Source organism: Neobacillus sp. BP17 (assembly GCF_059579525.1).
This window is the reverse complement of sequence record NZ_CM184198.1, coordinates 518,190-544,625: the sequence shown is the minus strand read 5'-3', so window position 1 is coordinate 544,625 and position 26,436 is coordinate 518,190. Positions and strand designations below refer to the sequence as shown.

The 26,436-nt window shown below is 41.8% G+C and carries 19 protein-coding genes, 9 tRNA genes, 3 rRNA genes and 2 riboswitches; of the genes, 13 read left to right on the top strand and 18 right to left on the bottom strand.

Features of this window, described 5'->3' with window-relative positions:
- Nucleotides 1-116: 116 nt before the first annotated feature.
- Nucleotides 117-1,082: a quinone oxidoreductase family protein gene (locus AC4QJR_RS02660; RefSeq protein WP_496525171.1), complete on the bottom strand. Its 966-nt coding sequence runs from the start codon at nucleotides 1,080-1,082 to the stop codon at nucleotides 117-119.
- A gap of 226 nt (nucleotides 1,083-1,308) precedes the next feature.
- Here AC4QJR_RS02660 and AC4QJR_RS02655 point away from each other — a divergent pair, with 226 nt between their 5' ends.
- From AC4QJR_RS02655 to AC4QJR_RS02630, 6 genes are all read left to right on the top strand, one after another.
- Nucleotides 1,309-2,070 (top strand): SAM-dependent methyltransferase, encoded by a 762-nt coding sequence (locus tag AC4QJR_RS02655; RefSeq protein ID WP_496525170.1) that lies wholly within the window; start codon nucleotides 1,309-1,311, stop codon nucleotides 2,068-2,070.
- Between the two features lie 368 nt (nucleotides 2,071-2,438).
- A complete protein-coding gene (locus AC4QJR_RS02650) occupies nucleotides 2,439-2,858 on the top strand; it encodes a MarR family winged helix-turn-helix transcriptional regulator (protein WP_496526600.1) in 420 nt (139 codons plus the stop codon).
- A gap of 13 nt (nucleotides 2,859-2,871) precedes the next feature.
- The gene (locus AC4QJR_RS02645; protein WP_375374248.1) at nucleotides 2,872-4,086 is read left to right on the top strand and encodes an MFS transporter; all 1,215 of its coding nucleotides are present in this window, start codon (nucleotides 2,872-2,874) and stop codon (nucleotides 4,084-4,086) included.
- 94 nt (nucleotides 4,087-4,180) lie between these two features.
- On the top strand, nucleotides 4,181-4,366 hold the full coding sequence (locus AC4QJR_RS02640) for a hypothetical protein (protein WP_251463336.1): 186 nt from the start codon (nucleotides 4,181-4,183) through the stop codon (nucleotides 4,364-4,366).
- A gap of 97 nt (nucleotides 4,367-4,463) precedes the next feature.
- Nucleotides 4,464-4,643: riboswitch (Lysine riboswitch) on the top strand.
- Between the two features lie 129 nt (nucleotides 4,644-4,772).
- Nucleotides 4,773-5,660 (top strand): 4-hydroxy-tetrahydrodipicolinate synthase, encoded by an 888-nt coding sequence (gene dapA / locus AC4QJR_RS02635; protein WP_098576127.1) that lies wholly within the window; start codon nucleotides 4,773-4,775, stop codon nucleotides 5,658-5,660.
- A 161-nt stretch (nucleotides 5,661-5,821) separates the two neighbouring features.
- Nucleotides 5,822-7,495, top strand: a complete 1,674-nt coding sequence (locus AC4QJR_RS02630) for a ribonuclease J (RefSeq protein ID WP_496525169.1) — start codon at nucleotides 5,822-5,824, stop codon at nucleotides 7,493-7,495.
- Nucleotides 7,496-7,577: 82 nt separating this feature from the next.
- Here AC4QJR_RS02630 and AC4QJR_RS02625 read toward each other — a convergent pair whose 3' ends face one another.
- Together AC4QJR_RS02625 and desA are read right to left on the bottom strand one after the other, a co-directional pair.
- Nucleotides 7,578-8,096 carry a response regulator gene (locus tag AC4QJR_RS02625; RefSeq protein WP_496525168.1) on the bottom strand — a complete coding sequence of 173 codons (519 nt, stop codon included), beginning with the start codon at nucleotides 8,094-8,096 and terminating at the stop codon, nucleotides 7,578-7,580.
- A gap of 91 nt (nucleotides 8,097-8,187) precedes the next feature.
- Nucleotides 8,188-9,222 carry a Delta(5) desaturase DesA gene (desA, locus tag AC4QJR_RS02620; protein ID WP_496525167.1) on the bottom strand — a complete coding sequence of 345 codons (1,035 nt, stop codon included), beginning with the start codon at nucleotides 9,220-9,222 and terminating at the stop codon, nucleotides 8,188-8,190.
- 316 nt (nucleotides 9,223-9,538) lie between these two features.
- Here desA and AC4QJR_RS02615 point away from each other — a divergent pair, with 316 nt between their 5' ends.
- The gene (locus AC4QJR_RS02615) at nucleotides 9,539-10,984 is read left to right on the top strand and encodes a DEAD/DEAH box helicase (RefSeq protein WP_496525166.1); all 1,446 of its coding nucleotides are present in this window, start codon (nucleotides 9,539-9,541) and stop codon (nucleotides 10,982-10,984) included.
- A 246-nt stretch (nucleotides 10,985-11,230) separates the two neighbouring features.
- Complete coding sequence (sleB, locus tag AC4QJR_RS02610) at nucleotides 11,231-11,950, top strand: spore cortex-lytic enzyme (protein ID WP_098576132.1); 720 nt, start codon at nucleotides 11,231-11,233, stop codon at nucleotides 11,948-11,950.
- A gap of 57 nt (nucleotides 11,951-12,007) precedes the next feature.
- Here sleB and AC4QJR_RS02605 read toward each other — a convergent pair.
- From AC4QJR_RS02605 to AC4QJR_RS02550, 12 genes are all read right to left on the bottom strand, one after another.
- Nucleotides 12,008-12,081 (bottom strand) — tRNA-Ile (locus tag AC4QJR_RS02605).
- A gap of 4 nt (nucleotides 12,082-12,085) precedes the next feature.
- Nucleotides 12,086-12,159: transfer RNA gene (locus tag AC4QJR_RS02600), tRNA-Gly, on the bottom strand.
- 20 nt (nucleotides 12,160-12,179) lie between these two features.
- A tRNA-Gln gene (locus AC4QJR_RS02595) sits at nucleotides 12,180-12,254 on the bottom strand.
- A 15-nt stretch (nucleotides 12,255-12,269) separates the two neighbouring features.
- Nucleotides 12,270-12,345 (bottom strand) — tRNA-His (locus AC4QJR_RS02590).
- A gap of 45 nt (nucleotides 12,346-12,390) precedes the next feature.
- Nucleotides 12,391-12,467: transfer RNA gene (locus AC4QJR_RS02585), tRNA-Asp, on the bottom strand.
- A gap of 35 nt (nucleotides 12,468-12,502) precedes the next feature.
- A tRNA-Met gene (locus tag AC4QJR_RS02580) sits at nucleotides 12,503-12,576 on the bottom strand.
- Between the two features lie 21 nt (nucleotides 12,577-12,597).
- Nucleotides 12,598-12,690: transfer RNA gene (locus AC4QJR_RS02575), tRNA-Ser, on the bottom strand.
- A 21-nt stretch (nucleotides 12,691-12,711) separates the two neighbouring features.
- Nucleotides 12,712-12,788: transfer RNA gene (locus tag AC4QJR_RS02570), tRNA-Met, on the bottom strand.
- Between the two features lie 132 nt (nucleotides 12,789-12,920).
- A tRNA-Glu gene (locus AC4QJR_RS02565) sits at nucleotides 12,921-12,995 on the bottom strand.
- 39 nt (nucleotides 12,996-13,034) lie between these two features.
- A 5S ribosomal RNA gene (gene rrf / locus AC4QJR_RS02560) occupies nucleotides 13,035-13,151 on the bottom strand.
- Nucleotides 13,152-13,335: 184 nt separating this feature from the next.
- Nucleotides 13,336-16,271: ribosomal RNA gene (locus AC4QJR_RS02555) — 23S ribosomal RNA — on the bottom strand.
- Nucleotides 16,272-16,426: 155 nt separating this feature from the next.
- Nucleotides 16,427-17,964, bottom strand: a 16S ribosomal RNA gene (locus tag AC4QJR_RS02550).
- The 16S, 23S and 5S rRNA genes sit together here with 9 tRNA genes alongside, the layout of an rRNA operon.
- Nucleotides 17,965-18,473: 509 nt before the next feature.
- Between AC4QJR_RS02550 and AC4QJR_RS02545 the strand changes: the two genes are divergently transcribed.
- Together AC4QJR_RS02545 and AC4QJR_RS02540 are read left to right on the top strand one after the other, a co-directional pair.
- Nucleotides 18,474-19,439 carry a LacI family DNA-binding transcriptional regulator gene (locus AC4QJR_RS02545; protein WP_496525165.1) on the top strand — a complete coding sequence of 322 codons (966 nt, stop codon included), beginning with the start codon at nucleotides 18,474-18,476 and terminating at the stop codon, nucleotides 19,437-19,439.
- Between the two features lie 198 nt (nucleotides 19,440-19,637).
- The gene (locus AC4QJR_RS02540) at nucleotides 19,638-20,450 is read left to right on the top strand and encodes a Cof-type HAD-IIB family hydrolase (protein ID WP_375377735.1); all 813 of its coding nucleotides are present in this window, start codon (nucleotides 19,638-19,640) and stop codon (nucleotides 20,448-20,450) included.
- 242 nt (nucleotides 20,451-20,692) lie between these two features.
- Here the strand turns inward: AC4QJR_RS02540 and add are convergent, their stop codons facing one another.
- The 3 genes from add to AC4QJR_RS02525 all read right to left on the bottom strand — a co-directional run bounded on the left by add (nucleotide 20,693) and on the right by AC4QJR_RS02525 (nucleotide 24,251).
- Nucleotides 20,693-21,691, bottom strand: coding sequence for an adenosine deaminase (add, locus tag AC4QJR_RS02535; protein WP_496525164.1), 999 nt, complete (start codon nucleotides 21,689-21,691; stop codon nucleotides 20,693-20,695).
- Between the two features lie 60 nt (nucleotides 21,692-21,751).
- Nucleotides 21,752-21,852, bottom strand: a riboswitch (purine riboswitch).
- A 90-nt stretch (nucleotides 21,853-21,942) separates the two neighbouring features.
- Entirely contained in the window at nucleotides 21,943-22,833 is an 891-nt protein-coding gene (locus AC4QJR_RS02530; RefSeq protein ID WP_496526599.1) for an acyl-ACP desaturase, read from the bottom strand.
- A gap of 233 nt (nucleotides 22,834-23,066) precedes the next feature.
- A complete protein-coding gene (locus tag AC4QJR_RS02525; protein WP_375377733.1) occupies nucleotides 23,067-24,251 on the bottom strand; it encodes an ABC transporter substrate-binding protein in 1,185 nt (394 codons plus the stop codon).
- A gap of 469 nt (nucleotides 24,252-24,720) precedes the next feature.
- Here AC4QJR_RS02525 and AC4QJR_RS02520 point away from each other — a divergent pair, with 469 nt between their 5' ends.
- Genes AC4QJR_RS02520 through AC4QJR_RS02510 form a run of 3 tightly spaced genes read left to right on the top strand, consistent with a single transcriptional unit; the run spans nucleotide 24,721 to nucleotide 26,416 of the window.
- Nucleotides 24,721-25,161 (top strand): phosphatase PAP2 family protein, encoded by a 441-nt coding sequence (locus AC4QJR_RS02520; RefSeq protein WP_496526598.1) that lies wholly within the window; start codon nucleotides 24,721-24,723, stop codon nucleotides 25,159-25,161.
- On the top strand, nucleotides 25,083-25,247 hold the full coding sequence (locus AC4QJR_RS02515; protein WP_496526597.1) for a phosphatase PAP2 family protein: 165 nt from the start codon (nucleotides 25,083-25,085) through the stop codon (nucleotides 25,245-25,247). Before AC4QJR_RS02520 ends, AC4QJR_RS02515 begins: the two co-directional genes overlap by 79 nt.
- A 23-nt stretch (nucleotides 25,248-25,270) precedes the next feature.
- A complete protein-coding gene (locus AC4QJR_RS02510) occupies nucleotides 25,271-26,416 on the top strand; it encodes a glycosyltransferase family 4 protein (protein ID WP_098570958.1) in 1,146 nt (381 codons plus the stop codon).
- Nucleotides 26,417-26,436 lie beyond the last annotated feature (20 nt).

Here is a 26,436-nt window from a genome sequence, read left to right as displayed (position 1 = left end):
AAATTAAATTTTTTTCTTTATCATGTATTTGGTGCCTTTTTTGGTGCCTGACACCAAGGATGACTCCAAAAGAAGAACCCCCAAAATTATGGAGGCTCCGTAAGTTTATATGAATGCTATGGTATTAATAATATTTTCCCTGTGCTTTGCCGGCTTTCTAAATAATGGTGTGCCTCTTGTCCATCGCTTAGTGCAAAGATAGTTGGTTCAGATACTTTAACCCTTCCTTCCGACATCCACCCGAACAGTTCGGTTGAACGAGCTATTCGTTCCTCTCGGTTGGTAAGGACATTCCATAAGTCTCCACCCGTCAATGTTTTGGACGTATCCATTAACATTCTTGGATCCACCAAAGCTGGGTCCCCTCCTGCCATTCCGTAAAATACTACCGTCCCGCCGATGCGAGTGACATCAAAACTGTCTTGAAGCGTTGAACCTACTGATTCATAAACCACATTGACACCTTTCCCATTTGTAGCTTCAAGTATTTGCCTTTTCCAATCATCCTTATACAAGAACACTTTATCCGCTCCTGCTTCCTCTGCCGCCTTCGCTTTTTCCAGGGACGAAGTTAAACCTATTACCGTTCCGCCCAGTAGTTTGACAATTTGAACCAGAAGCTGCCCGACCCCTCCCGCTGCCGCATGAACTAGTACGATATCATTCTTTTTTACGGAATAACTATCCTTTGTTAAATAATGAGCCGTTAATCCTTGTAATAGGACAGAAGCGCCTTCCGCAAACGAAATTGTTTCAGGCAGAGGGATCGCCTTTTCTACAGGGACTGCCACGAACTCTGCATTAGCATGTGGTACATCGGCAAAGGCAATAGGATCGCCAATGCGGATGCCTTGAACATTTGCTCCGACCTTTGCGACCATTCCTGCCCCTTCATATCCTAAAATAAATGGAGGCTCCCCCTCGAGATGGTAGTTACCTTTTCTTCTATATATATCAGCAAAATTTAGGCCAATTGCTTTCATATTAAGGAGTATTTCATCCGGACCAATAGCAGGTTCGTTGATTTCTGAATACTTCAGTACCTCTGGCCCGCCAAACGTATTAAACACTAATGCTCTCATATCGATAACCTCATTCAAACTAATTTTTGCACTACACTTTTATTAAATAGAATTATGCTGGGGATTGCAACTCGCTTAACTGGCAGGCCTCCCCCATGAAGAAGAACCTATCTCTCCTGCTCAGAATTACTTTTGATAAATTTCAATCCCTTACATTTTAACTTGCTTCACATCGCCGGGTAAGATACGCTTCATAAAGACCACATGAACAAGGAGATATAAATATATGGATAGAAATAAATTTTCAGCAATTGCCCACCGCGACCATGCCTTTAGTAATCCAATCAGTGAAGACAAGATCATGAAGATGCTTGGTATTATCTCTCCCAATGCAAAAGATAAAGTAATTGATATAGGAGCAGGAAAGTGCGAACTGTTAATCCGCTTGGTGGAAAATTACCAAGCAGACGCTACAGCTATCGAATTGTATGAAGGGTCCATCGAGGAAGCAAAGCAAAAGGCACACGGCAGAATTCCTGAAGGCAGCATCGAGTTTATTGTGGAAGATGCCGCCTCAGCAGTCGAAGGATGCGAGGAAGATGGGTATGATTTGGGGATTTGTATTGGTTCAACCCACGCATTAGGTGGATTGGAACCCACCTTACAGACATTAAAACGTCTAGTTAAGCACAATGGTTACATTCTGATTGGCGAGGGATATTGGAAACAGACTCCAAGTCCTGCGTATTTAGAAGCGCTCGGAGGCGCTGATGAGTCGGAATGTAAAACCCATGTGGATACTGTTAAGGCTGGCGACGAATTAGGATTAATCCCGCTTTGGTCTTATGTTGCCAACGATGATGATTGGGATGATTACGAGTGGCTGTATTCGATGTCCGTCGAGAACTATTGTCTTGAGAATCCAGATGATCCAGATTGTGATGCGATGTTGGAGCGGATTCGAACTTGGCGCCGGACCTATTTGACCTGGGGCAGGGATACGTTGGGATTCGGCCTGTATTTGTATCGGAATAACAAAAACAAATAATACCTTACAAGCCTTATATACCAAGGCTTCACCCCTATTTAATCAAACGTTTGATTAGTTTTTCAGCGGTATTTTCCGACCTTTTTTAATCAAACGTTTGATTAGTTTTTCCTCAAAAAAATTTCTCACACCAGAAAAACCCTTCAATACTAAGGCCTCGCCCCCATTTAATCAATCGTTTGATTAGTTTTTTCAAAAATACACAATACCCTCATAAATCTATATTTCTCAAGGCTTCAGCCCTTTTTAATCAAACGTTTGATTAGTAACCACAATTAGACTTATAAAACCACATCTGTTACACTAATATAGTTACCCAAGGTAATTATTACTCTAGCTAACTATTCGACTTATTCGAGGTGATTTAAATAAAGACTTCACAAAAATTCTTTCATCAATTATTGATGCTTTACCGTCCGTTTGAAAATAAATTGAATTTCCATTTGGCTGAGCATCAACTTCACAGAGCTCAATGGTCTATTTTTCACTGCTTATCCAATAATGGACCTGCTACACTTGTGGATCTTTCTCATTATTTATATGTAGAAAAACCCACAGTTACTAGGACTATTAATCGTTTAGAGGAACTGGGCTATGTCGAACAGGTTCCTAGCCATGATAAACGTGAAAAGCGGATACAGCTGACCGAACTAGGAAAAAAAGTATATATGGAAGTTCGTGTCACAATTGATCAGTTTGAAAATGACATCTTAAAAGGTATCTCAGAACACGAACAGCTTGAAACCATCCAGATTATGGGGATCATTCGAGATAATATTATTAAGTAAGGGGTTAAATAACGTGAATCAACCAAGAGCTAAACTTTGGACTAAAGATTTTACGATTGTTTCCGGGGTCAATTTTTTCGTCACTTTAGTCTTTTATTTATTAATTGTCATCATTGGTGTTTATGCAGTAGACGAATTTCATGCTTCCACAAGTCAAGCTGGTCTTGCCACAGGAATCTTTATTGTTGGTTCATTAATTGGCAGGTTTTTAATCGGTAGATTTATTGAGTCTATTGGAAGGAAGAGAACATTAATCATTGGTGCCATCCTTTTTATTTTCACCCTTCTTTTATATTTTCTGAATTTCGGGATTACCTTCCTGCTTATAACACGACTACTCCATGGGATTGCAGCCGGAATGGTTGGTACAGCAACAGGAACGATCGTGGCCCAGATTATCCCTGCTTCACGGAAAGCTGAAGGAATTGGCTATTTCAGCATGAGCGCAACATTGGCTACCGCAATTGGCCCATTCATTGGCCTATACATGACCCAGCATACGGACTTTCAAATGATATTTATTTTCTCCCTTGTAATAGGGATCATTAGTTTAGTCACAGCGTTCTTTGTAAATGTGCCTCAATTAGAAGGAACACCCCAACCAACTGAAACAAAAGGATTTAAACTTTCTAATTATATTGAGCCCAATGCATTGCCAATTGCAGTTATTACATTAGTAGTAGCTTTTTGTTATTCCAGCGTTCTTTCATTTATTAACTTCTATGCAATAGAAATTGACCTAGTAAGCGCGGCAAGTTTCTTTTTCTTAGTTTATTCTATTGCCGTATTGTTATCACGCCCCCTTACCGGCCGTATAATGGATTTAAAAGGGGCAAACTATATTATGTATCCATGTATTATTGCCTTTGCCGTTGGTTTGTTTCTGCTTAGCACCGCAAGCATCAGCATTATTTTATTAGCAGCAGGAGTATTAATCGGCCTTGGTTTCGGTAACTTGCAATCAAGTACCCAAGCCATAGCAGTAAAACTAACTCCTCCCCATCGGATGGGATTGGCCACTTCCACTTTCTTTATCTTTCTTGATGCGGGTCTGGGGTTCGGTCCATACATCCTCGGGTTTATTATACCGTTAACAGGCTATCGTACTTTGTATGTCATTTTAGGTGCAGTCGTTCTCGCATCAATGGTTCTTTACCACTTCCTGCACGGTAAGAAAGAACTTCCAAGAAGAACCAGGGTGAATGAACCAACACCTGGCACTCATTGATTTCTAGCACCACCCTTTAGGCGGCAGACATAAAACCCGTCTTAAGCAAATATGATTAACATAAGAATCCTAAATAAAGGGGTCGGTAAATTTGATGATTTTTAATAAAATTGCATTATCCTTCGTAGTTTTCTTTTCCATCAGTATGATCATAAATACTTATTTAGGAGAAAAGGAACAGATTCAATCGGATGTTATTTATTTTGTGATGAACGGGTTTGCATATATTGTATCTGCATTAGAAGTAGAAAAAGAAGAACAGGGGTTAGAAACTGCATAAACTTTACAAATATAGTTCCTTTTCCCCCTTGAAACAAAAGGAATATTCTGATATATTTACTATTAATTATATATTTTTCTTACTTCAATACTTTTGAAGTGAGGATAGAGGTGCAAAGACCATTAGTACACAACTGGAGGATAATGAGGTCCAACGATGGTTGTAGAAAGGGGAATTTGCCGAAGTTTCATTGATTCTCATTATCATGAAGCTGGTTCTGCTATTGAATAAATACAGAACTGTCATATAGGAGACTATATGGAGGGCTATCTTACGCACGGGAACTTAGTTTTATTTATGTTTCTACTGCAACAGTGAACCCTCACTGTTGCTTTTTTGCGTTGAATTTTGAATGGCCTTGCCCACCTCTAAATTTTATAAAAATTTATTAAAAGGGTGAGAAAAAATGAATTTTGGCCAAGTTTTAACCGCAATGGTTACACCATTTGATCAAAATGGCGAGGTTGATTTTAACGCAGTAAGAAGATTAGTAGATTATTTAATTGAAAATGGGACGGACGGTCTCGTCGTTGCTGGTACAACCGGTGAATCTCCAACTTTAACGACGGATGAAAAAATCGCTTTATTTAAAGCTGTTGTCGTCGCAGCGAGAGGAAGAGTCCCAGTTATCGCTGGCACTGGCTCGAATAATACACGGGCATCTATCAGTTTAACAAAGCAAGCCGAAGAAACAGGTGTAGACGGGATCATGCTCGTTGCTCCATACTATAACAAACCTTCCCAAGAAGGTATGTATCAACATTTCAAAGCAATCGCTGAATCTACATCATTACCGGTTATGCTTTATAATATCCCTGGTCGAAGTGTGGTCAATCTATCCGCAGAGACCATTGTTCGCCTATCCCAAATCGAGAATATTGTTGCTGTTAAGGAAGCAAGCGGCAACCTGGATGACATGGCTTCTATTATTAGCCAAGCCCCTAGTGATTTTACCCTTTATAGTGGGGATGACAGCTTAACATTGCCGGTTTTAGCGATTGGCGGTGCTGGAGTTGTATCTGTTGCTTCCCATGTAATTGGCAATGAAATGCAAGAAATGATAAATCATTTTAAAAATGGACGCGTCCAAGAAGCGGCTCACTCTCATCGCCAACTGCTTCCTCTTATGAAGGCATTATTTACGGCTCCTAATCCGGCCCCAGTAAAAGCAGCCCTGAACATGAGCGGGGTGCAGGTTGGTGGACTTCGATTACCATTGCTGCCTTTGAGTCACGATGAAGAAATGGCATTGCAAGTGGTTTTACCTGGACACCAAGTCAAAACATTAATTTAAATGCTGGTAGGCTGTCAACACATAGGGAATTTTGAATTCCGTACTGTTGACAGCCTTTTATTTTTCGGACCCTGACTGAAATTTTTCACTTTCCCTTTCCAATAAAGTCCAGTCAAAAGGGCATACTATTCATATTTACATGGAATAGGGAGGATATTTACTTGCAAACCAATAATCAGCAATTATCCATTTTTGCTTTAGGCGGTATCAATGAAATCGGAAAAAACATGTATGTGGTTCAATATGCAGACGATATTTTTATTATTGACTGCGGCGGGAAGTTTCCAGATGAGAGTTTATTAGGAATTGATTTAATTATCCCTGATATTACCTATTTGGTAGAAAATCAGGAGAAAATCCGTGCTTTGATTGTCACTCATGGACATGAGGACCATATTGGCGGGATTCCGTATATATTAAGAAAATTGAACGTTCCTATTTACGCTACCCGCTTTACTTTGGGCCTGATTGAATTAAAAATTGACGAACACAGGTTGAATGGCAACACGAAACTAGTGACGATTGATTCAGATTCCAAGCTTGAGTTTGGAGAAACAACCGTTTCCTTCTTCAGAGTAAGTCACAGTATCCCAGATTGTCTCGGCATTGTTTTTCATACTCCTGAGGGGAATGTCGTTCATACTGGGGACTTCAAATTTGATTTAACACCGGTGAATAATCAACATTCTGATATTCATAAGATGGCTGATATTGGTGAGCAAGGTGTCTTAGTTTTAATATCAGAAAGTACCAATGCCGAGCGTAAAGGGCTAACGCCATCCGAGCAAATGATTGGTGGCACTTTAGATGAAGCCTTCATGAAAGCAGAAGGAAAAATCTTTATATCTACGTTTGCCTCGAATGTAAATCGTGTCCAGCAGGTCGTCGCCTCTGCCATAAAATCTAATCGAAAGATCGCCCTGCTTGGCCGTAGTATGGTAAATGTCGTTTCTGTTGCGATAGAGCGCGGGTATTTAAACATGCCAGAGGGAATGCTTATCGAAGCACGGGATGTTGACCAACTGGCGCCGGAAAAGGTTGCCATCCTATGTACTGGAAGTCAGGGGGAACCTATGGCCGCCCTTGCGCGACTGGCAAGCGGAAACTACCGGGATGTTTCCATTTATCCTGGGGATACAGTTATCTTAGCTGCCTCCCCCATACCGGGCAATGAAAAATATGTGTCGAGAATCATCGACAACTTATTTCAACTAGGCGCTAAAGTGATCTATGGCTCGGGTAGTTCAACGGGCATGCACGTTTCAGGGCACGGTTATCAGGAAGATTTAAAGCTCATGCTTACCTTAATGAAACCAACCTATTTTATTCCGATTCATGGTGAATATCGAATGCTGCATCATCACCAGATGTTAGCAGAGTCTGTGGGCGTAGAAAAGGGAAATACATTTATTATTAAAAATGGTGATGTGGTTGATATCGAAAATTCAGTTGCACGTCAGACCCGGTCCATTCCAGCTGGGGATACGTATGTTGACGGGATGGGCGTTGGCGATGTTGGGGACATTGTGCTCAGGGACCGGAGGCAGCTTTCTGAAGATGGAATGCTCGTAATTGTGATTACCATTAGTAAAGGAGACCGGAAGATCATTTCTGGGCCTGACACGATTACCCGCGGGTTCGTCTATGCCCGTGACTCAGACCAGCTCCTCAAAGAGATTAACCGCCTTACTAAGAAAACCATTAATGACCTCCAAACTGAAAATATCCGCCAATGGAATGTCATGAAACAAAACATCAAGAAAAGCGTCGGACAATACGTATTCGCCCAAACAAAAAGAAAACCGATGATTCTCCCTATTATAATTGAAATATGAAAAAGGGTGTCAGGCACCATGTGAAAAAATTTCACATGGTGCCTGACACCCAATGTTTTAATTGTTTTAATTACCTTCATTTTTAACCTGTTGGTAATTTTATTTTATCTAGTATAGTGGTGAGATAGTTTTTGACTGTGTTGATTTTTGTATGTTCTTTGAGGTGGTGTTGGCGGATTACTTCCATATCTTGTTTTTGGTCAATGGAGTCTTCATCAATTAGTTCGGCGTTATAAATTTTATCCCCGTTATAAATGCTGCGAATGGAATTGGCTAGTTCATCACTAGGGCTATCCTTCAATAAAAACCCACTTACCTCCGCCCGTAATGCACGACGATAATATCCACTTCGCGCAAAGGTAGTTAGGATAATCACCTTGCAGCCAAATGACTTTAATGCTTCTGCTGCCTCTAGCCCACTCATTTCAGGCATCTCTATATCCATAATACAAACATCAGGCTGAAGTTGATGCACTAGTGAAAGCGCCTCTTCCCCATTGCTCGCCTGACCGACCACTTCCATATCTTCTTCCAAATTCAAGAGAGAACCCATTGCTCCAAGCAGCAGTTCCTGATCCTCTGCAATAACGATTCGAATCATGTAAGCTCTCTCCTTATCCGGCAGTTGTTATGTAAATAACAACTCCCCTTAATGAAAGGGAGCTAGCCTGTTATAATGGGACCCTTAGTTGTTAAATTTCCGGTTTCACTTGTTGGACAGTGAACTTTTTCTTTGCTAAAACTCTAACTTCTTTAAAGGTTACAAAGTTTTTTTGTTCTTCATCCCATAAACGGAAGCGAAGAGACTTTAAGCTTGTAGCAAGGGTAATTGTTGGAACCTTTTGTAATGGAGGCGTGTTTTTATGTGCCTCTTCCAATTTATAGTTAGGTACTCTTGGGCTTAAATGGTGCACATGATGAAAGCCAATATTTCCAGTTAACCATTGCAATACTTTTGGAAGTTTATAGAATGAACTTCCTTCTACTGCCGCTTTCACATATTCCCACTCTTTATCTTCTTCAAAGTAAGAATCCTCAAACGTATGCTGTACGTAGAACAGCCATACACCTAATGCGCCTGAAATCATGAAAATTGAGCCTTCAACTAAGAGAAATGACTGCCATCCGATAGCCAAACAAAGCAAACTGATTAAGGCTACAATGAGAATATTGATTAAATATGTGTTATTACGTTCTTTTCTTTTTGCACCTTTACGATTAAAACGATTCTTAAGAAGGAACACATAAATCGGACCCAACCCAAGCATTACCAAGGGATTGCGATAAAAGCGATAAGCCAAACGAAGTTTTAGTGGTGCTGCTAAATATTCATCTACTGTTAATGTCCAAATATCTCCTGTACCTCGTTTATCCAAGTTCCCACTTGTAGCGTGGTGAACGGCATGTTCATATCCCCATTTATCGAACGGGAAGATCGTTAGTACCCCCATCATCGTGCCAACGATTCGATTCGTGCGCCGGCTTTTAAAAAAGGAATAATGGGTGCAATCATGAAAGATGATAAATATCCTTGTGAGAAATCCTGCAGCAAGGATGATTGGTACGAGTGCTAACCAATAGGAAACGGATAGGCTCAAATAGCCAAGGTACCATAAGGCAATAAATGGTACGACCGTATTAATAATCTGCCATACGCTTTCTTTTGTCGTTGATTTTTCAAAGGGAGCCACTTGTTTTTTTAGAGTCTTCGTATTTTGTAAGGTCATTTTTTGAATTCCCTTCCTTCTTCGTGTCGTTATATCAAAGTATAGAGAAACAAGTTTGTCCTTGTTAGTAGCAGGTGTCATGTGCAGGATATGACAAATGTCACATTACAATAATATTTTTCAGCAAATTGGTGCCTGACACCAGATATACCAACACTTCTGGTGTCAGGCACTTTTTTTGAAATAATTTTAAAAATTATTTTGGTTGAATGGTGTATATCCAGTATAATGGAGCGTATTCAGTTTATGCATATGATATTTCTTCGCGAGAAATCCTAAAGGTAAGCCGGATAATACTAATAAATGAGGTTAATACATGAGTAAAGTAAGTTTTGCGGATTATCATTTAAGTGACGAAATCACAAGAGCACTGACCATTTTAAAATATGACACACCTACCGAGGTCCAAACCGAGGTCATTCCCTTGGCATTGAAGAATCAAGATCTGGTTGTAAAATCGCAAACGGGCAGCGGTAAGACGGCTTCCTTCGCGATCCCTGTTTGCAACATGATTAACTGGGAAGAAAGAAAGCCACAAGCATTAATTCTTACCCCAACGAGAGAACTTGCGGTTCAAGTACGCGAGGATATCACGAATATTGGCAGGTTTAAACGGATTAAGGCCATGGCCGTTTATGGGAAAGAACCATTTTCAAAGCAAAAAGAAGAACTGCAGCAGAAAACGCATGTCGTCGTCGGAACACCCGGACGTGTCATGGATCATATTGACAGAGAAACACTCATTTTAGACGATATTAAGTATCTAATTATCGATGAAGCAGATGAAATGCTTAATATGGGCTTTATTGACGAAGTCGAAGCGATCATAAAAGAACTTCCTTCCAACCGAGTCACCATGGTCTTCTCGGCTACCTTACCGGAGGATATTGAAAACCTCTGCCATAAATATATGAAAAATCCATTTAATATCGAAATTGCATCAACCGGGGTCACGACAGATACGATTGAACATCTGTTAATCGAGGTTAAAGAAGAAGACAAACTTTCTCTGCTAAAAGATGTAACAGTTGTCGAAAATCCAGATAGCTGTCTTATCTTTTGCAGGACAAAGGAACATGTCGATACCGTTTATTCCGAATTGGAAGAATCGAATTATTCTTGCGAACGACTTCATGGCGGATTAGAACAACAAGATCGATTTGCGGTAATGGATGGCTTCAAGATGGGAAATTTCCGCTACCTCATCGCCACAGATGTGGCCGCACGCGGAATTGATATTGATAATGTCACCCTCGTCATCAACTATGACGTCCCAATGGAAAAAGAAAGCTATGTCCACCGCACTGGAAGAACCGGTCGAGCCGGCAATAAAGGAAAAGCGATTACTTTTGCCACACCATTTGAAGGGAAATTTGTTCGGGCGATTGAGCGCTATATTGGCTTTGAGATTCCGAAAGTTGAGGCTCCAAAACCAACTGAAGTTGCAAAAGGAAGAGACGCATTTGTAGAAAAAAGCGGCGGCCGCCGTGTCGTCAGAAATAATAAAACGGCTCGGATTAACCAAGGTATCATGAAGCTTCATTTCAACGGTGGAAAAAAGAAGAAGATGCGCGCAGTCGATTTTGTTGGGACGATCGCAAAAATCCCTGGTGTCACAGCCGAGGATATTGGCATTATCACCATCCAGGATCAAATGACCTATGTTGATATTTTGAATGGCAAAGGCGCACTCGTCTTACAAGCAATGGAGAATGCCACCATTAAGGGTAAGAAAATTAAAGTTAGCAAAGCCCTAAAATAACATTTTACTTAGAGCGATTATCCATGATAATCGTTCTTTTCATTTGTACCCTAACATAAAATGCCCTCTGTTCTGGTATGCAGTAGTTGCTCCTAATTTAGTTGTTACTGGCTCTGTTGCGAGACAATATGATCGTATTTCTAGTAATTTGGATACCGCTATCGGACGGTATTCTTTTTCTCATCTTACATAAAAGGATAATTTTTGAAGAAAATAACGGTATTACTGTTCTTAGGAGGCAATATTTTGCTAGAAAAAGCTTTCATTAAGACACGGCTGATTTTTATTGTACTTTTTGTTGTATTCATCACCACTAGTGAACAAAGTAATGACGTATTAGCATTTACAAGTCAAGTGCTCCAAAGGGGTTCATCAGGAGAAGATGTTATTGAGTTGCAGTCACGACTCAAATATAACGGCTTTTATACAAGTAATATTGATGGTGTATTTGGCTGGAATACCTATTGGGCCGTACGGAATTTTCAAGACCAATTTGGTCTTCCAGTAGATGGAGTTGTAGGAGCTAAAACAAAGGCAGCAATTGTGAAAGCAACAAAGTATGAAAAAACTAATTCATCAGGTAACAATTCTGCTAATGTCACAGGTAATTTCTCACAAAATGATATTCAATTGATGTCAAATGCTGTTTACGGGGAATCACGTGGCGAGGAATACACAGGGCAAGTCGCTGTTGCAGCAGTTATCCTAAATCGGGTCAGCCACTCATCGTTTCCAGATACAGTTGCAGGTGTCATCTATCAACCAGGAGCGTTTACTGCCGTGGCAGATGGACAAATTAATTTAACACCCAATGAGACTGCGAAAAAAGCAGTTATGGATGCCATCAACGGCTGGGATCCTAGTGGCGGAGCCATATATTATTTTAATCCTGATACCGCGACAAGTGGTTGGATATGGAGTCGGCCACAAATCAAAAGGATTGGTAAACATATTTTTTGTAAATAGTGAATGTAAAAAAAACGACTTAGAAGTTGTAAGAAACTTCTAAGTCGTTTTTTTTGATGGGCCTAAATGGACTCGAACCATCGACCTCACGCTTATCAGGCGTGCGCTCTAACCAGCTGAGCTATAGGCCCATATTGGAGCGGGTGATGAGAATCGAACTCACAACATCAGCTTGGAAGGCTGAGGTTTTACCACTAAACTACACCCGCATTATCAAAAATAAGAAAAATGGCTGGGCTAGCTGGATTTGAACCAACGCATGTCGCAGTCAAAGTGCGATGCCTTACCGCTTGGCTATAGCCCAATATTATAAAATCAATGGGGCGACTGATGGGAATCGAACCCACGAATGTCGGAACCACAATCCGATGCGTTAACCACTTCGCCACAATCGCCAAAATAATCTATATATTAATAGTAGGAAACCTACTAGAAAAAAATGGCGGTCTGGACGGGACTCGAACCCGCGACCTCCTGCGTGACAGGCAGGCATTCTAACCAACTGAACTACCAGACCAGAGTTTTTTCAAGCAATGCTTGAAAATAACTTAATTGCGGGGACAGGATTTGAACCTGCGACCTTCGGGTTATGAGCCCGACGAGCTACCGGACTGCTCCACCCCGCGACGATAATATATTAAAAATAATGGAGGAGGAAGAGGGATTCGAACCCCCGCGCGGTATGACCCGCCTGTCGGTTTTCAAGACCGATCCCTTCAGCCAAACTTGGGTATTCCTCCAGATATTAATAAATAATTGATTGGTAGCGGCGGAGGGGATCGAACCCCCGACCTTACGGGTATGAACCGTACGCTCTAGCCAGCTGAGCTACACCGCCAAAGAACAAACATAATCATGGTGGAGGATGACGGGATCGAACCGCCGACCCTCTGCTTGTAAGGCAGATGCTCTCCCAGCTGAGCTAATCCTCTAAAATAATGAAAGTTATTTTCACTAGCATGAAAAACTTTGGTGACCCCTACGGGATTCGAACCCGTGTTACCTCCGTGAAAGGGAGGTGTCTTAACCACTTGACCAAGGGGCCATATTAAATATTGACGAAAAAAATAACCCAAAAGGGCTAGCCTGGCAACGTCCTACTCTCACAGGGACGCGTGTCCCAACTACCATCGGCGCTGAGAAGCTTAACTTCCGTGTTCGGTATGGGAACGGGTGTGACCTTCTCGCCATTACTGCCAGACTATATGAGGTTTTATTCCCTCAAAACTAGATAATTGACAATCATCATATATACTTTGTATTGTCCAGCTACGGCTCCTAACTTCTCGGCCGTTTCGATCTGTCCCTACAAATCCAAAACCGAGATTTGCAGTGCCAGTTCTCCAACGTCTGTCGAAGTTGAACAGTCGCCTTCGCTTTTCGTATTGGTTAAGTCCTCGAACGATTAGTATCAGTCAGCTCCACATGTTACCACGCTTCCACCTCTGACCTATCAACCTGATCATCTTTCAGGGTTCTTACTAGCTTGCGCTATGGGAAATCTCATCTTGAGGGGGGCTTCATGCTTAGATGCTTTCAGCACTTATCCCGTCCGCACATAGCTACCCAGCGATGCTCTTGGCAGAACAACTGGTACACCAGCGGTACGTCCATCCCGGTCCTCTCGTACTAAGGACAGCTCCTCTCAAATTTCCTGCGCCCACGACGGATAGGGACCGAACTGTCTCACGACGTTCTGAACCCAGCTCGCGTACCGCTTTAATGGGCGAACAGCCCAACCCTTGGGACCGACTACAGCCCCAGGATGCGATGAGCCGACATCGAGGTGCCAAACCTCCCCGTCGATGTGGACTCTTGGGGGAGATAAGCCTGTTATCCCCGGGGTAGCTTTTATCCGTTGAGCGATGGCCCTTCCATGCGGAACCACCGGATCACTAAGCCCGACTTTCGTCCCTGCTCGACTTGTAGGTCTCGCAGTCAAGCTCCCTTGTGCCTTTACACTCTGCGAATGATTTCCAACCATTCTGAGGGAACCTTTGGGCGCCTCCGTTACTTTTTAGGAGGCGACCGCCCCAGTCAAACTGCCCACCTGACACTGTCTCCCACCCCGATGAGGGGTGCGGGTTAGAATTTCAATACAGCCAGGGTAGTATCCCACCGACGCCTCCACCGAAGCTAGCGCTCCGGCTTCTCAGGCTCCTACCTATCCTGTACAAGCTGTACCAAAATTCAATATCAGGCTACAGTAAAGCTCCACGGGGTCTTTCCGTCCTGTCGCGGGTAACCTGCATCTTCACAGGTACTATAATTTCACCGAGTCTCTCGTTGAGACAGTGCCCAGATCGTTACGCCTTTCGTGCGGGTCGGAACTTACCCGACAAGGAATTTCGCTACCTTAGGACCGTTATAGTTACGGCCGCCGTTTACTGGGGCTTCGATTCAGAGCTTCGCGTGAGCTAACCCCTCCTCTTAACCTTCCAGCACCGGGCAGGCGTCAGCCCCTATACTTCGCCTTGCGGCTTCGCAGAGACCTGTGTTTTTGCTAAACAGTCGCCTGGGCCTATTCACTGCGGCTCTTCGAGGCTATTCACCTCAAAAAGCACCCCTTCTCCCGAAGTTACGGGGTCATTTTGCCGAGTTCCTTAACGAGAGTTCTCTCGCTCACCTTAGGATTCTCTCCTCGCCTACCTGTGTCGGTTTGCGGTACGGGCACCTTTTATCTCGCTAGAGGCTTTTCTTGGCAGTGTGGAATCAGGAACTTCGGTACTAAATTTCCCTCGCTGTCACAGCTCAGCCTTATATGAGAGGCGGATTTGCCTGCCTCTCAGCCTAACTGCTTAGACGCGCATATCCAACAGCGCGCTTACCCTATCCTCCTGCGTCCCCCCATTGCTCAAACGATAAAGAGGTGGTACAGGAATATCAACCTGTTATCCATCGCCTACGCCTTTCGGCCTCGGCTTAGGTCCCGACTAACCCTGAGCGGACGAGCCTTCCTCAGGAAACCTTAGGCATTCGGTGGATGAGATTCTCACTCATCTTTCGCTACTCATACCGGCATTCTCACTTCTAAGCGCTCCACCAGTCCTTACGGTCTAGCTTCAACGCCCTTAGAACGCTCTCCTACCACTGACATCATAGATGTCAATCCACAGCTTCGGTGATACGTTTAGCCCCGGTACATTTTCGGCGCAGAGTCACTCGACCAGTGAGCTATTACGCACTCTTTAAATGGTGGCTGCTTCTAAGCCAACATCCTGGTTGTCTAAGCAACTCCACATCCTTTTCCACTTAACGTATACTTTGGGACCTTAGCTGGTGGTCTGGGCTGTTTCCCTTTTGACTACGGATCTTATCACTCGCAGTCTGACTCCCACGGATAAGTCTTTGGCATTCGGAGTTTGTCTGAATTCGGTAACCCGATGAGGGCCCCTAGTCCAAACAGTGCTCTACCTCCAAGACTCTTACTACGTGAGGCTAGCCCTAAAGCTATTTCGGAGAGAACCAGCTATCTCCAAGTTCGATTGGAATTTCTCCGCTACCCACACCTCATCCCCGCACTTTTCAACGTGCGTGGGTTCGGGCCTCCATCCAGTGTTACCTGGACTTCACCCTGGACATGGGTAGATCACCTGGTTTCGGGTCTACGACCACATACTCATACGCCCTATTCAGACTCGCTTTCGCTGCGGCTCCGTCTCTTCAACTTAACCTTGCATGGGATCGTAACTCGCCGGTTCATTCTACAAAAGGCACGCCATCACCCATGAACGGGCTCTGACTACTTGTAGGCACACGGTTTCAGGAACTATTTCACTCCCCTTCCGGGGTGCTTTTCACCTTTCCCTCACGGTACTGGTTCACTATCGGTCACTAGGGAGTATTTAGCCTTGGGAGATGGTCCTCCCTGCTTCCGACCGGATTTCACGTGTCCGGCCGTACTCAGGATCCACTCAGGAGGGAACGAAGTTTCGACTACAGGGTTTTTACCTTCTCTGACGGACCTTTCCAGGTCGCTTCATCTACCCCGTTCCTTTGTAACTCCATGTTGAGTGTCCTACAACCCCAAGAGGCAAGCCTCTTGGTTTGGGCTATGTCCCGTTTCGCTCGCCGCTACTCAGGGAATCGCGTTTGCTTTCTCTTCCTCCGGGTACTTAGATGTTTCAGTTCCCCGGGTATGCCTTCCATACCCTATGTATTCAGGTAAAGATACTGTTCCATTACGAACAGTGGGTTTCCCCATTCGGAAATCTCCGGATCAAAGCTTACTTACAGCTCCCCGAAGCATATCGGTGTTAGTCCCGTCCTTCATCGGCTCCTAGTGCCAAGGCATTCACCGTGCGCCCTTTCTAACTTAACCTAAGTTAATATCAGAAGAACTTACTTGTTTATATGATGTCTTGTCAATTATTATCTAGTTTTCAAGGAACAAGTTTCGAGAGATAATTCTCTCAAAACTAAACAAATGCAGAAACGTCCTTTAATGAAGTATTTAGTACTTCATATTATCCTTAGAAAGGAGGTGATCCAGCCGCACCTTCCGATACGGCTACCTTGTTACGACTTCACCCCAATCATCTGTCCCACCTTAGGCGGCTGGCTCCTTACGGTTACCCCACCGACTTCGGGTGTTACAAACTCTCGTGGTGTGACGGGCGGTGTGTACAAGGCCCGGGAACGTATTCACCGCGGCATGCTGATCCGCGATTACTAGCGATTCCGGCTTCATGCAGGCGAGTTGCAGCCTGCAATCCGAACTGAGAATGGTTTTATGGGATTGGCTAAACCTCGCGGTCTTGCAGCCCTTTGTACCATCCATTGTAGCACGTGTGTAGCCCAGGTCATAAGGGGCATGATGATTTGACGTCATCCCCACCTTCCTCCGGTTTGTCACCGGCAGTCACCTTAGAGTGCCCAACTGAATGCTGGCAACTAAGATCAAGGGTTGCGCTCGTTGCGGGACTTAACCCAACATCTCACGACACGAGCTGACGACAACCATGCACCACCTGTCACTCTGTCCCCCGAAGGGGAAAGTCCTATCTCTAGGAGTGTCAGAGGATGTCAAGACCTGGTAAGGTTCTTCGCGTTGCTTCGAATTAAACCACATGCTCCACCGCTTGTGCGGGCCCCCGTCAATTCCTTTGAGTTTCAGCCTTGCGGCCGTACTCCCCAGGCGGAGTGCTTAATGCGTTAGCTGCAGCACTAAAGGGCGGAAACCCTCTAACACTTAGCACTCATCGTTTACGGCGTGGACTACCAGGGTATCTAATCCTGTTTGCTCCCCACGCTTTCGCGCCTCAGCGTCAGTTACAGACCAGAAAGCCGCCTTCGCCACTGGTGTTCCTCCACATCTCTACGCATTTCACCGCTACACGTGGAATTCCGCTTTCCTCTTCTGCACTCAAGTCCCCCAGTTTCCAATGACCCTCCACGGTTGAGCCGTGGGCTTTCACATCAGACTTAAAGGACCGCCTGCGCGCGCTTTACGCCCAATAATTCCGGACAACGCTTGCCACCTACGTATTACCGCGGCTGCTGGCACGTAGTTAGCCGTGGCTTTCTGGTTAGGTACCGTCAAGGTACCGGCAGTTACTCCGGTACTTGTTCTTCCCTAACAACAGAGCTTTACGACCCGAAGGCCTTCATCGCTCACGCGGCGTTGCTCCATCAGACTTTCGTCCATTGTGGAAGATTCCCTACTGCTGCCTCCCGTAGGAGTCTGGGCCGTGTCTCAGTCCCAGTGTGGCCGATCACCCTCTCAGGTCGGCTACGCATCGTCGCCTTGGTGAGCCGTTACCTCACCAACTAGCTAATGCGCCGCGGGCCCATCTGTAAGTGTCAGCCGAAACCGACTTTCAGCTTTTCCTCATGAGAGGAAAAGGATTATCCGGTATTAGCACCGGTTTCCCGGTGTTATCCCAGTCTTACAGGCAGGTTGCCCACGTGTTACTCACCCGTCCGCCGCTAGACTCCGAAGAGTCTCGCTCGACTTGCATGTATTAGGCACGCCGCCAGCGTTCGTCCTGAGCCAGGATCAAACTCTCCAAGAAAGTTGATTAGCTCAATTGTTACGTTGGCTTAGCTTCACTTTTTTTGAAAGATTCACTAATAAAATTTTGTTGACGTTTCTGCTTTGTTTAGTTTTCAAAGAACTATTTTGTGACAGGTTTATAGTTTATCATCTCATCACCAGAAAGTCAAACATTATTTTTAAATAATATTTTTTCTGAATCAGCGAGATCTATCATATCAACCACATTAACTTTTGTCAACTGGTGAAGGATTATATTTCTAAGAAACATCTAAGTTTCATATACTGTTCCCTCATCAGATTTACTATATTACTATCATGTATCTTTAAAGTCAACTATTATTCTACAAAATATATTATTTTCTTTTATAAGATAACTATTCCATCATTAAAACATTGACTCAGCTCTAGTGCACCGCTGATTCTTTAATACACTTCGGTTATAATATAACATTATAAATTGAACAGAAAACGCGGGATCGCCATGCAGTTTACATGGTGTCAGGCACCGCTTAGGAAGGTAATGGAATGACAAATATTAAAGATTTGGCAAAGATGGCAGGCGTTTCTGTAACCACTGTTTCTCGAGTGTTGAATAATCATCCTTATGTAAGTGACGAAAAAAGGAATGCCGTTTTAGAGGCGATTAGGCGTAGTAATTACCAACAAAATATTAATGCCGTCCATTTAAGTACGGGCAAGACTTTTCTTGTAGGTGTGGTAGTTCCTTTTATCGATCACCTTTACTTTGCCCTATTAATGAAAGGAATCGCAAACGAAGCGTTAAAGCACAATTACAATTTGGTTATATTTCAGACTAACTACGTGGAAAGCCGAGAATTAGATGCATTACAAACGTTAAAACAAAAGCAGATTGATGCGTTAATTATTTGCTCGAGAATATCCACATGGAGCCAAATTGAAACGTATTTGCCTTTTGGACCAATCATTTTATGCGAGGATACCAGAGGAAAAAAAGTATCCTCCACATTTGTGGATCACTATAAAAGTTTCCTATTTGCATTAGATTACCTCTATCAAAAAGGTCACGAAAAAATTGGTTATTGCATTGGGCGTAAATCAGGTACTAATAGTAAAAACAGAGAATTAGCGTATAAGGATTTTTTAGAAACCAATCGTTTATCCTATAATCCTTCCTATATTTTTGAGGATTGTCTCCAATTCGAGGATGGAGAAAAGGTAGTGGAGCAGATTAGAAAGATGCCCCATCCACCAACAGCCTTATTGGTGACAAGCGATGATGTTGCAGCTGGGATTGTTACCTGTGCACAAAATCTAGGTGTTACTATACCAGATAATCTTGCACTTATCGGGTTCAACAATCAACCTATCGCAAAAACGATGAGTATCACAACGATTGAAATTCCACTTGAGGAGATGGGCAGGAAACTATTTTTACAAGGAATCCACAAATATGAGGAGATTTCCCAAGACGAAATCCCCGTAACATTAATTGAACGGAATACCGTTTGATTCTCGCGAATTGATTGTTTCTATCTTCTTCACTCTCCGTACCTAATTAAAAAAAATAGAAATTATTTTTTCAATCCCCTTGACCTGAAACGCGTTTCATAAACTATTCTGTTTTTGCAAGAACTCACAACATTAGGTCGGCGTTATCAGTATTTTCTGAGCGTAACGACCTGTTGTGATTAAATGGAGGGATAGAAAATGAAACAACCTATGGTGTTTTTTGATATTGACGGTACATTACTTAACGAGGATAAAGTGATTCCTGATTCCACAAAAAAAGCCGTTCGTTTACTTCAGGAAAAAGGAGTGCACACGGTAATTGCCACTGGTCGTGTTCCGAAGATGTTTTCTTGGATTCAAAAAGAATTGAATATTAGTTCTTTCATTTCCATGAACGGACAATATGTTGTATATGAAGGACAAGAAATTTATGCCAATCCAATTAATCCTGAGCTGCTTCAGTCGATTTCCACTTTGACAGCAAACAAAGGCCATGCCCTTGCCTACTGCAGCCACGATGATTTTAAAGTCAGCAAAGAAAACCATCCCTTTATTGAATCGAGTTTCGATTCATTAATGATGCCTTATCCTATAGTTGACGATTCATTTTATATAAATCGGCCAATATTTCAGGGACATCTTTACTGCAACCACGAGGACAAATATCAATACGACGACCATTTTCCTGATTTAGACTTCGTCAAGTGGCATGATTATGCTTATGATTTCCTGCCAAAGGGGGCCTCAAAAGCGGTTGGTATTCGCAAACTGCTTGAATTCGTAGATATTAATCACGAGAACTGTTTTGCATTCGGCGACGGTTTAAATGATTCGGAGATGTTATCCATGATTGGTACGGGGATCGCTATGGGCAATGGGGTTCCTGAAGCAAAGGCCGCAGCCGATCTAATTACCACAACATCTTCTAAACATGGGATTCTCAATGGTCTCATCCAGGTCGGCCTTTTAGAAAAAGACGCAGCCGCGGAATATGTAAACGAAGCAATATAACCATTGAAGAAGGATGGTTCTTAAAATGTTAGACCTTCATTTAATCAACGTCTGTCAGACGCAAATCGTCCTCTACTAATAAAATTTTCATTCTATTATCTCCTTCACGATTGATTTTATAAGAATTAAAATCATCTCTAGGAACCCAATCTAGCATCACAATCTTAAAGTTTACTTAAAAAAGACAAAAAGGGTGTCAGGCACCATGTGAACATGGTGCCTGACACCCTTCATTCTACTTTTCATCCAGTTATATACTTCTTCAGCATTTCTTTTGTTTCGTAGTCGGCAAAGCTTGCTTCCACACTAGTTAGGTAAATTTGCTTATAGTCATTTTCGCTTATATTAAATTCTTTAAATATTATGTCAGATTCATTTGCCATGGTAGTATCTGAAACGGTTCGGTTGTCTGTATTAACAGTTACCTTGACTCCATCTTTATGAAATTGATAGATGGGATGATCGCTAAACTGGTTTACCGCTTTTGTTTGCACATTACTTGTTGGACACATTTCGAGCACAACTTGCTTTTCTTTCACGATGTTATACGCCTCATCACAGTCCTTTATAAATACACCATGGCCAATTCTCTCTGCTCCCAAAAGTTCAACTGCTTCTAATACGTTTTTCCCTACGCCCGTTTCACCTGCATGGATGGTTACTCGATAACCATATTCTCTAGCTAAGGCAATCGGTTCTACGAATTTCCCACAAAACCCTTCCTCTTCCGATGCACATAAATCAATGGCAACTACACCTTCGCCAAGGAATCTCCTTCCCTTCTCTACAACCTCAAAAGCACTGGAAGCAGACATTGTCCTCATGCAGGAAAGAATCAAGTTCCCCTTTATCTCATATTGCTTTTCAGCCTCCTTTATTCCAGTTAAGACCGCTTGGATGATCTCTTCAACGTCTAATCCCCCTGCTGTATGAAGTAATGGAGCAAATCTTACCTCCATGTATTTCACATTTTCGCGGGCCGCATCCTCAAAAAGTTCAAAGGTGATTCTTCTAAGATTTTCCACTGACTGCATAACTAAATTAGGTATAGAAAATTTCTCTAAATATTCATCAAGGGATTCGCATTCTAATGGAGCGATGAGTTCTTTTAGAATATCGTCCCTATTCATCGAAGGCAGACTGATTCCATCTCTCTTTGCAATATCAAGGATGGTTTCCGGTCTAAGACTGCCATCCAAATGGCAGTGAAGTTCTATTTTAGGTAAAGTTGCAAAATTCATTGATAATTACCTCCTAATTGTTATGAAAATAAAAAAAATTCCTGATTACGAAGAAAATACAAATTCATGTATCTTCTTCGTAATCAGGAATTTATAGGTTCCTGGTAGAGACCTCCAAACCATATCATTGGAGTTATACGAAAGTATTTATTAAATTACTATTGCTAAAGAATAATAAATTCTATTTTTATTGTCAACCCTTTATACCTTTGATTGAACTGGATATATTTTCCTTTCTATTCGGACGTACCTTATTTATTTTTATAAAAACGATCTCGTACTTTTTTCAACCGGGCGTGGTAATTTAAAATGTCCAGTCTAGCTTTTTCTGCTTCTGGTGCAATCGGTCTTAATTTTTCCAACTCCCAATAATCAACAATCACATCTAGAACTTGATCAAAATATTCCAATGGGCCGTAGTTTGCCTCTTTTGCAATAATCGCCATGCGATCTTCGAAATCAGGCATTACTGTACCAGGCATTTGAAAGTTCTTAATAACATGTCCTAAATGATAACAGTAATTAGGTTCCAATTGGAGATGAAATTTAATCACATCTCGATAAAAGGCATAATGCAACGTTTCATCCTTTGCAAGCCGGCGGAGCAGACTAGCTAAATCTTTATCATGTGAACCAGCTACTTTCGCAACGTTATAATAAAAAACCATCGTTGCCAGTTCTTGTAACGAGGTATATACCATGGTTTCAAAAGGCGTGTGATAATCGGGGTTCCAGCCATTCTCAACGGTTTGTTTGTGTAAGTGGTGGAGCCGCTTCGGGTCTACATTACGAGTAATTAATAAATACGTTTCAATCAGGTTTGAATGCTGGTCTTCCTCTGCTGTCCAAGTATGGACAAAATCTTTTATAACCGATAATGAACCCTTAAATGTTTGATCTAGATGCGAAGTAAACCACGGCAAGTTTACTTCGGTTAAAAGGGCGGTTTCAACCGCAGTTATAATCGACGCGGGCAGTGTGACCTGACTTTCATCCCAGGGAACACGCCTGAAATCCATTGCCTTATCCCACGGTAAGTAGTCATGATAACCCCAATCTATTTTTTCAGATCGCTTTTTATGTTCTTCATATAAATCTATAAGTTTAGGCTCCAATCGAAAGTCTAAATCATTTGTTAACATCATAATCCTCCGTAATTGTAAATTTCGTTAGTTTCCCATACAAACATTCTTAAAAGGCGAAAATGGTCCATTTATGCCCTTTTTAAAATTCACGAATTATTTGGCCGTCTATTAATGAATACCTGATATTAGCACCTGATGCTAAGTCAATTGTATCACAACTATTCTGAATCTAACCAATAAATAAAAAAAGTGAAACAGAAGGGATCGTCCTTCCATTTCACTTTTTGGTCTTACGGATTTACTTTTGTGTTAAATACTTGTTTACCATCTTTATATTCTAAGACAGTTGCTGATTTAACTGGATTGTGGTCTTTATCAATCGTAATCGTACCAGTAATCCTAGATAAATCTTTTGTTTTCTCTAATGCTTCTTTAATCTTAGTTGTATCTGTACCACCCGCACGCTCGATCGCATCAGCTAATAGATAGACAGTATCATAGCCAAGTGCATTAAATGCATTAGGAGATTCTCCATTGAACTTTTCTTTATATGTCGTTACAAACTTTTGGATTGTTTCATCTGGATCTCCAGATGTGTAATGGTTTGTGATAAATGTATTATTTAACGCGTCAGCTCCAGCTAACTCAACTAACTTCGGTGAATCCCAGCCATCTGCACCCATTAACGGAACAGTGATTCCTAATTCACGAGCTTGTTTTACAATTAATCCAACTTCTTCATAGTATCCAGGAATAAAGATGAATTGTGGATTTTTAGCCTTAATACGAGTTAATGTAGCACGGAAGTCTGTATCTTTTGCAACATAAGCTTCCTCAGCAACAACCTTGCCGCCTGCCTTTTCGTAAGTTTCTTTAAATGACGCTGCTAAACCTTTAGCATAATCGCTGGCACTATCTGCAAATATTGCCGCATTATTTAATTTCAATTCCTTTGAAGCAAAATTAGCAGCTACAATTCCTTGGAATGGATCAATAAATGATGTACGGAAAACGTATTCGTTTAATTTTCCATTATCCGCTACAGTTACGTTCGGGCTTGTCCCTGATGGAGTTAATAGAATTGTTTTCGTATCATTTGCGATTTGTGCCTGTGCTACGGTGTTACCGCTTGTTGCTGCACCAATAATCGCTGTTACTTTGTCTTGGCTCGTTAACTTAATCGCGCCGTTTGTAGCTTCAGCAGCCTCTGACTTGTTATCTACTTTAACAAGCTCAATCTTCTTGCCCTTTACTCCGCCCTTTTTGTTGATTTCATCAACTGCAATATCAATTCCGTTTTCAAGTGACTCCCCGTAAGAAGCAACCCCACCGGATAACTCTAGGTTTACACCAACTTTAATGGTTTTACTATCGCCGCCTGAATTTGAACTTTCTTTTGCTCCAGAACACCCTGCAAGCACTCCCGCCAATAAAGTGGAGGCCATAAACATTTTTGCCCAATTCTTTTTCATCATAAGGACCCCTTTTTTCTATTTTTTCTGACAAATCACATCGTAGATTGATAGATTATCTAACATGAACAACGATTGGATTGTCTAGGTGATTTATTAAATATTATTTTAGTACAATTAATCTCTTTCGTCTAGTATATTATTCTATTTATTTAAATATTTCTGAAACTTACGACTTATCAGATTATATGGTAACGCTTACAATACTGATTCTATGATATATCTATTTAAAAGAGCCATCTAATTATTGAAAGAATTATATTAAAAAAGAAAAGAGAATACCTCCCTAATTTCATTACAAAAACATTTTTTTCCTGGAAAATTATTTAAATCAGAGGATTTTCTAATCATTACAAATCCTTTACACTCATTTAACATTAAATTAAGAAAAAATCTTATCATTCCCATATACAATTAAGTAAAGCAAATGATTGGTTGATAATGAATACTTTATAAAGGGGAATGGGCATTGATGAGAATATTACAATTGTTTTATGGCTTCAAATGCCGATTATTTCAGCAGGTGAATCGTCATTTTGATAAAAGTGTATTAAATCTTTTTTTCCGCATGGTGACGCACCTTGGTGGGGCAAGATTTACGATTGCTGCAACTTTACTTCTCATCATGTTTTCGCCGCGGGAGGCTAGGTTGATTGCCATAGCCAGTGCACTTGCTTTATCCGCAAGTCACATACCTGTACACTTTGTAAAACTGCTGTTTCCCCGAAAAAGACCCTATTTAATCATAGAAAAAACAAAGGTCCCTGAAAATCCATTACAAGATCATTCTTTTCCATCGGGACATACCACTGCCATTTTTTCCGTTATCATTCCATATGTCTTATTCATACCTCACCTTTCCTTTACCTTGATCCCTTTAGGGCTTTTTGGGGCATATCCAGAATTTACTTAGGCCTTCACTATCCTTCTGATGTAATTGCTGGGGGGATACTCGGTTCACTTACGGGGAGCCTTTGCTTCTGTTTATTGTGGTTATGAGGATTACGATAAGGAGGGATTTTATGAAAATTGCCATTTTCACAGATACCTTTCATCCTGATATCAACGGGGTTGCCAGGACACTTAAACGGTTAACTAATTATTTAGAGGCCCAAGGCATTGCCTTTAAGATTTTTGCACCTCGCTCATATTCCAATGAATATCATTCTACTAATATCCATCTTTTTAAAAGCCTATCTTTTTTCTTATACCCAGAATGCCGCTTGGCTTTTCCAAACCTTCTTCATATTCAATCGGAATTAAAAGCTTTCTCTCCAGATCTAATTCATGTTGCCACTCCTTTTAATATCGGCCTTTGTGGTGTTTATTTTGCAAAGAAATTAAACATACCGCTTGTCGGTTCCTATCACACCAATTTTGAAGATTATTTACACCATTATCACCTTCATTTTCTTTCAAAGATTCATTGGAATTACATGCACTGGTTTCATCAAACCTGTAAAAAACTCTTCGTTCCCTCACTTGAAACCCACCTACAATTAAAGCACCATGGATTTTCAAATTTAGAAATTTGGCCAAGAGGCGTAGATTGTCAGCTTTTTCACCCTCATTATGATAAAAATGCAGTTCGTAACCTTTACTCTATAGAAGAAAGATATCTGCTTACATATGTAGGCAGATTAGCCCCTGAAAAGGATATAAGGACACTATTAACTATCGCTAAATCACTCCCAGCTGAAATAAAAGAGAAAATACATTGGTTAATTGTTGGGGACGGTCCATTACGAAAGGAATTGGAAGCACAAGCTGCAGGAAATATGACCTTTACTGGATTCTTAACTGGGAGATGCTTGGCAGAAGTCTATTCAGCATCTGATTTATTCGTTTTCCCTTCACCCACAGAGACATTTGGAAATGTTGTTTTAGAGTCCCTTGCTAGTGGAACACCTGTTATAGGTGCGAAAGCTGGGGGTGTTAAGAATATCATTAAAGCCGGAGTTACGGGGTATTTATGTAGACCTGGTAATGCACTGGAATTTAGCGATGCGATTATTAAGCTTTTGAGGAATGACGGACTACGTGAACAAATGGGAAGCGCAGGAAGGGATTATGCATTGACACAGAGATGGGATCAGATTTTTGAAGATCTTATTTGGCATTACACAAATGTTATCGATGAACAAAATCGACAGGAATTTATCTCATGAGAAAATCTCATACCAAGTTC

Coding starts and splice junctions, on each gene's coding strand:
- AC4QJR_RS02660 (WP_496525171.1), bottom strand. CDS start 1,082: ATGAGAGCATTAGTGTTTAATACGTTTGGCGGGCCAGAGGTACTGAAG.
- AC4QJR_RS02655 (WP_496525170.1), top strand. CDS start 1,309: ATGGATAGAAATAAATTTTCAGCAATTGCCCACCGCGACCATGCCTTT.
- AC4QJR_RS02640 (WP_251463336.1), top strand. CDS start 4,181: ATGATTTTTAATAAAATTGCATTATCCTTCGTAGTTTTCTTTTCCATC.
- dapA (WP_098576127.1), top strand. CDS start 4,773: ATGAATTTTGGCCAAGTTTTAACCGCAATGGTTACACCATTTGATCAA.
- AC4QJR_RS02625 (WP_496525168.1), bottom strand. CDS start 8,096: ATGATTCGAATCGTTATTGCAGAGGATCAGGAACTGCTGCTTGGAGCA.
- desA (WP_496525167.1), bottom strand. CDS start 9,222: ATGACCTTACAAAATACGAAGACTCTAAAAAAACAAGTGGCTCCCTTT.
- AC4QJR_RS02615 (WP_496525166.1), top strand. CDS start 9,539: ATGAGTAAAGTAAGTTTTGCGGATTATCATTTAAGTGACGAAATCACA.
- AC4QJR_RS02545 (WP_496525165.1), top strand. CDS start 18,474: ATGACAAATATTAAAGATTTGGCAAAGATGGCAGGCGTTTCTGTAACC.
- AC4QJR_RS02540 (WP_375377735.1), top strand. CDS start 19,638: ATGAAACAACCTATGGTGTTTTTTGATATTGACGGTACATTACTTAAC.
- add (WP_496525164.1), bottom strand. CDS start 21,691: ATGAATTTTGCAACTTTACCTAAAATAGAACTTCACTGCCATTTGGAT.
- AC4QJR_RS02530 (WP_496526599.1), bottom strand. CDS start 22,833: ATGTTAACAAATGATTTAGACTTTCGATTGGAGCCTAAACTTATAGAT.
- AC4QJR_RS02525 (WP_375377733.1), bottom strand. CDS start 24,251: ATGATGAAAAAGAATTGGGCAAAAATGTTTATGGCCTCCACTTTATTG.
- AC4QJR_RS02520 (WP_496526598.1), top strand. CDS start 24,721: ATGAGAATATTACAATTGTTTTATGGCTTCAAATGCCGATTATTTCAG.
- AC4QJR_RS02510 (WP_098570958.1), top strand. CDS start 25,271: ATGAAAATTGCCATTTTCACAGATACCTTTCATCCTGATATCAACGGG.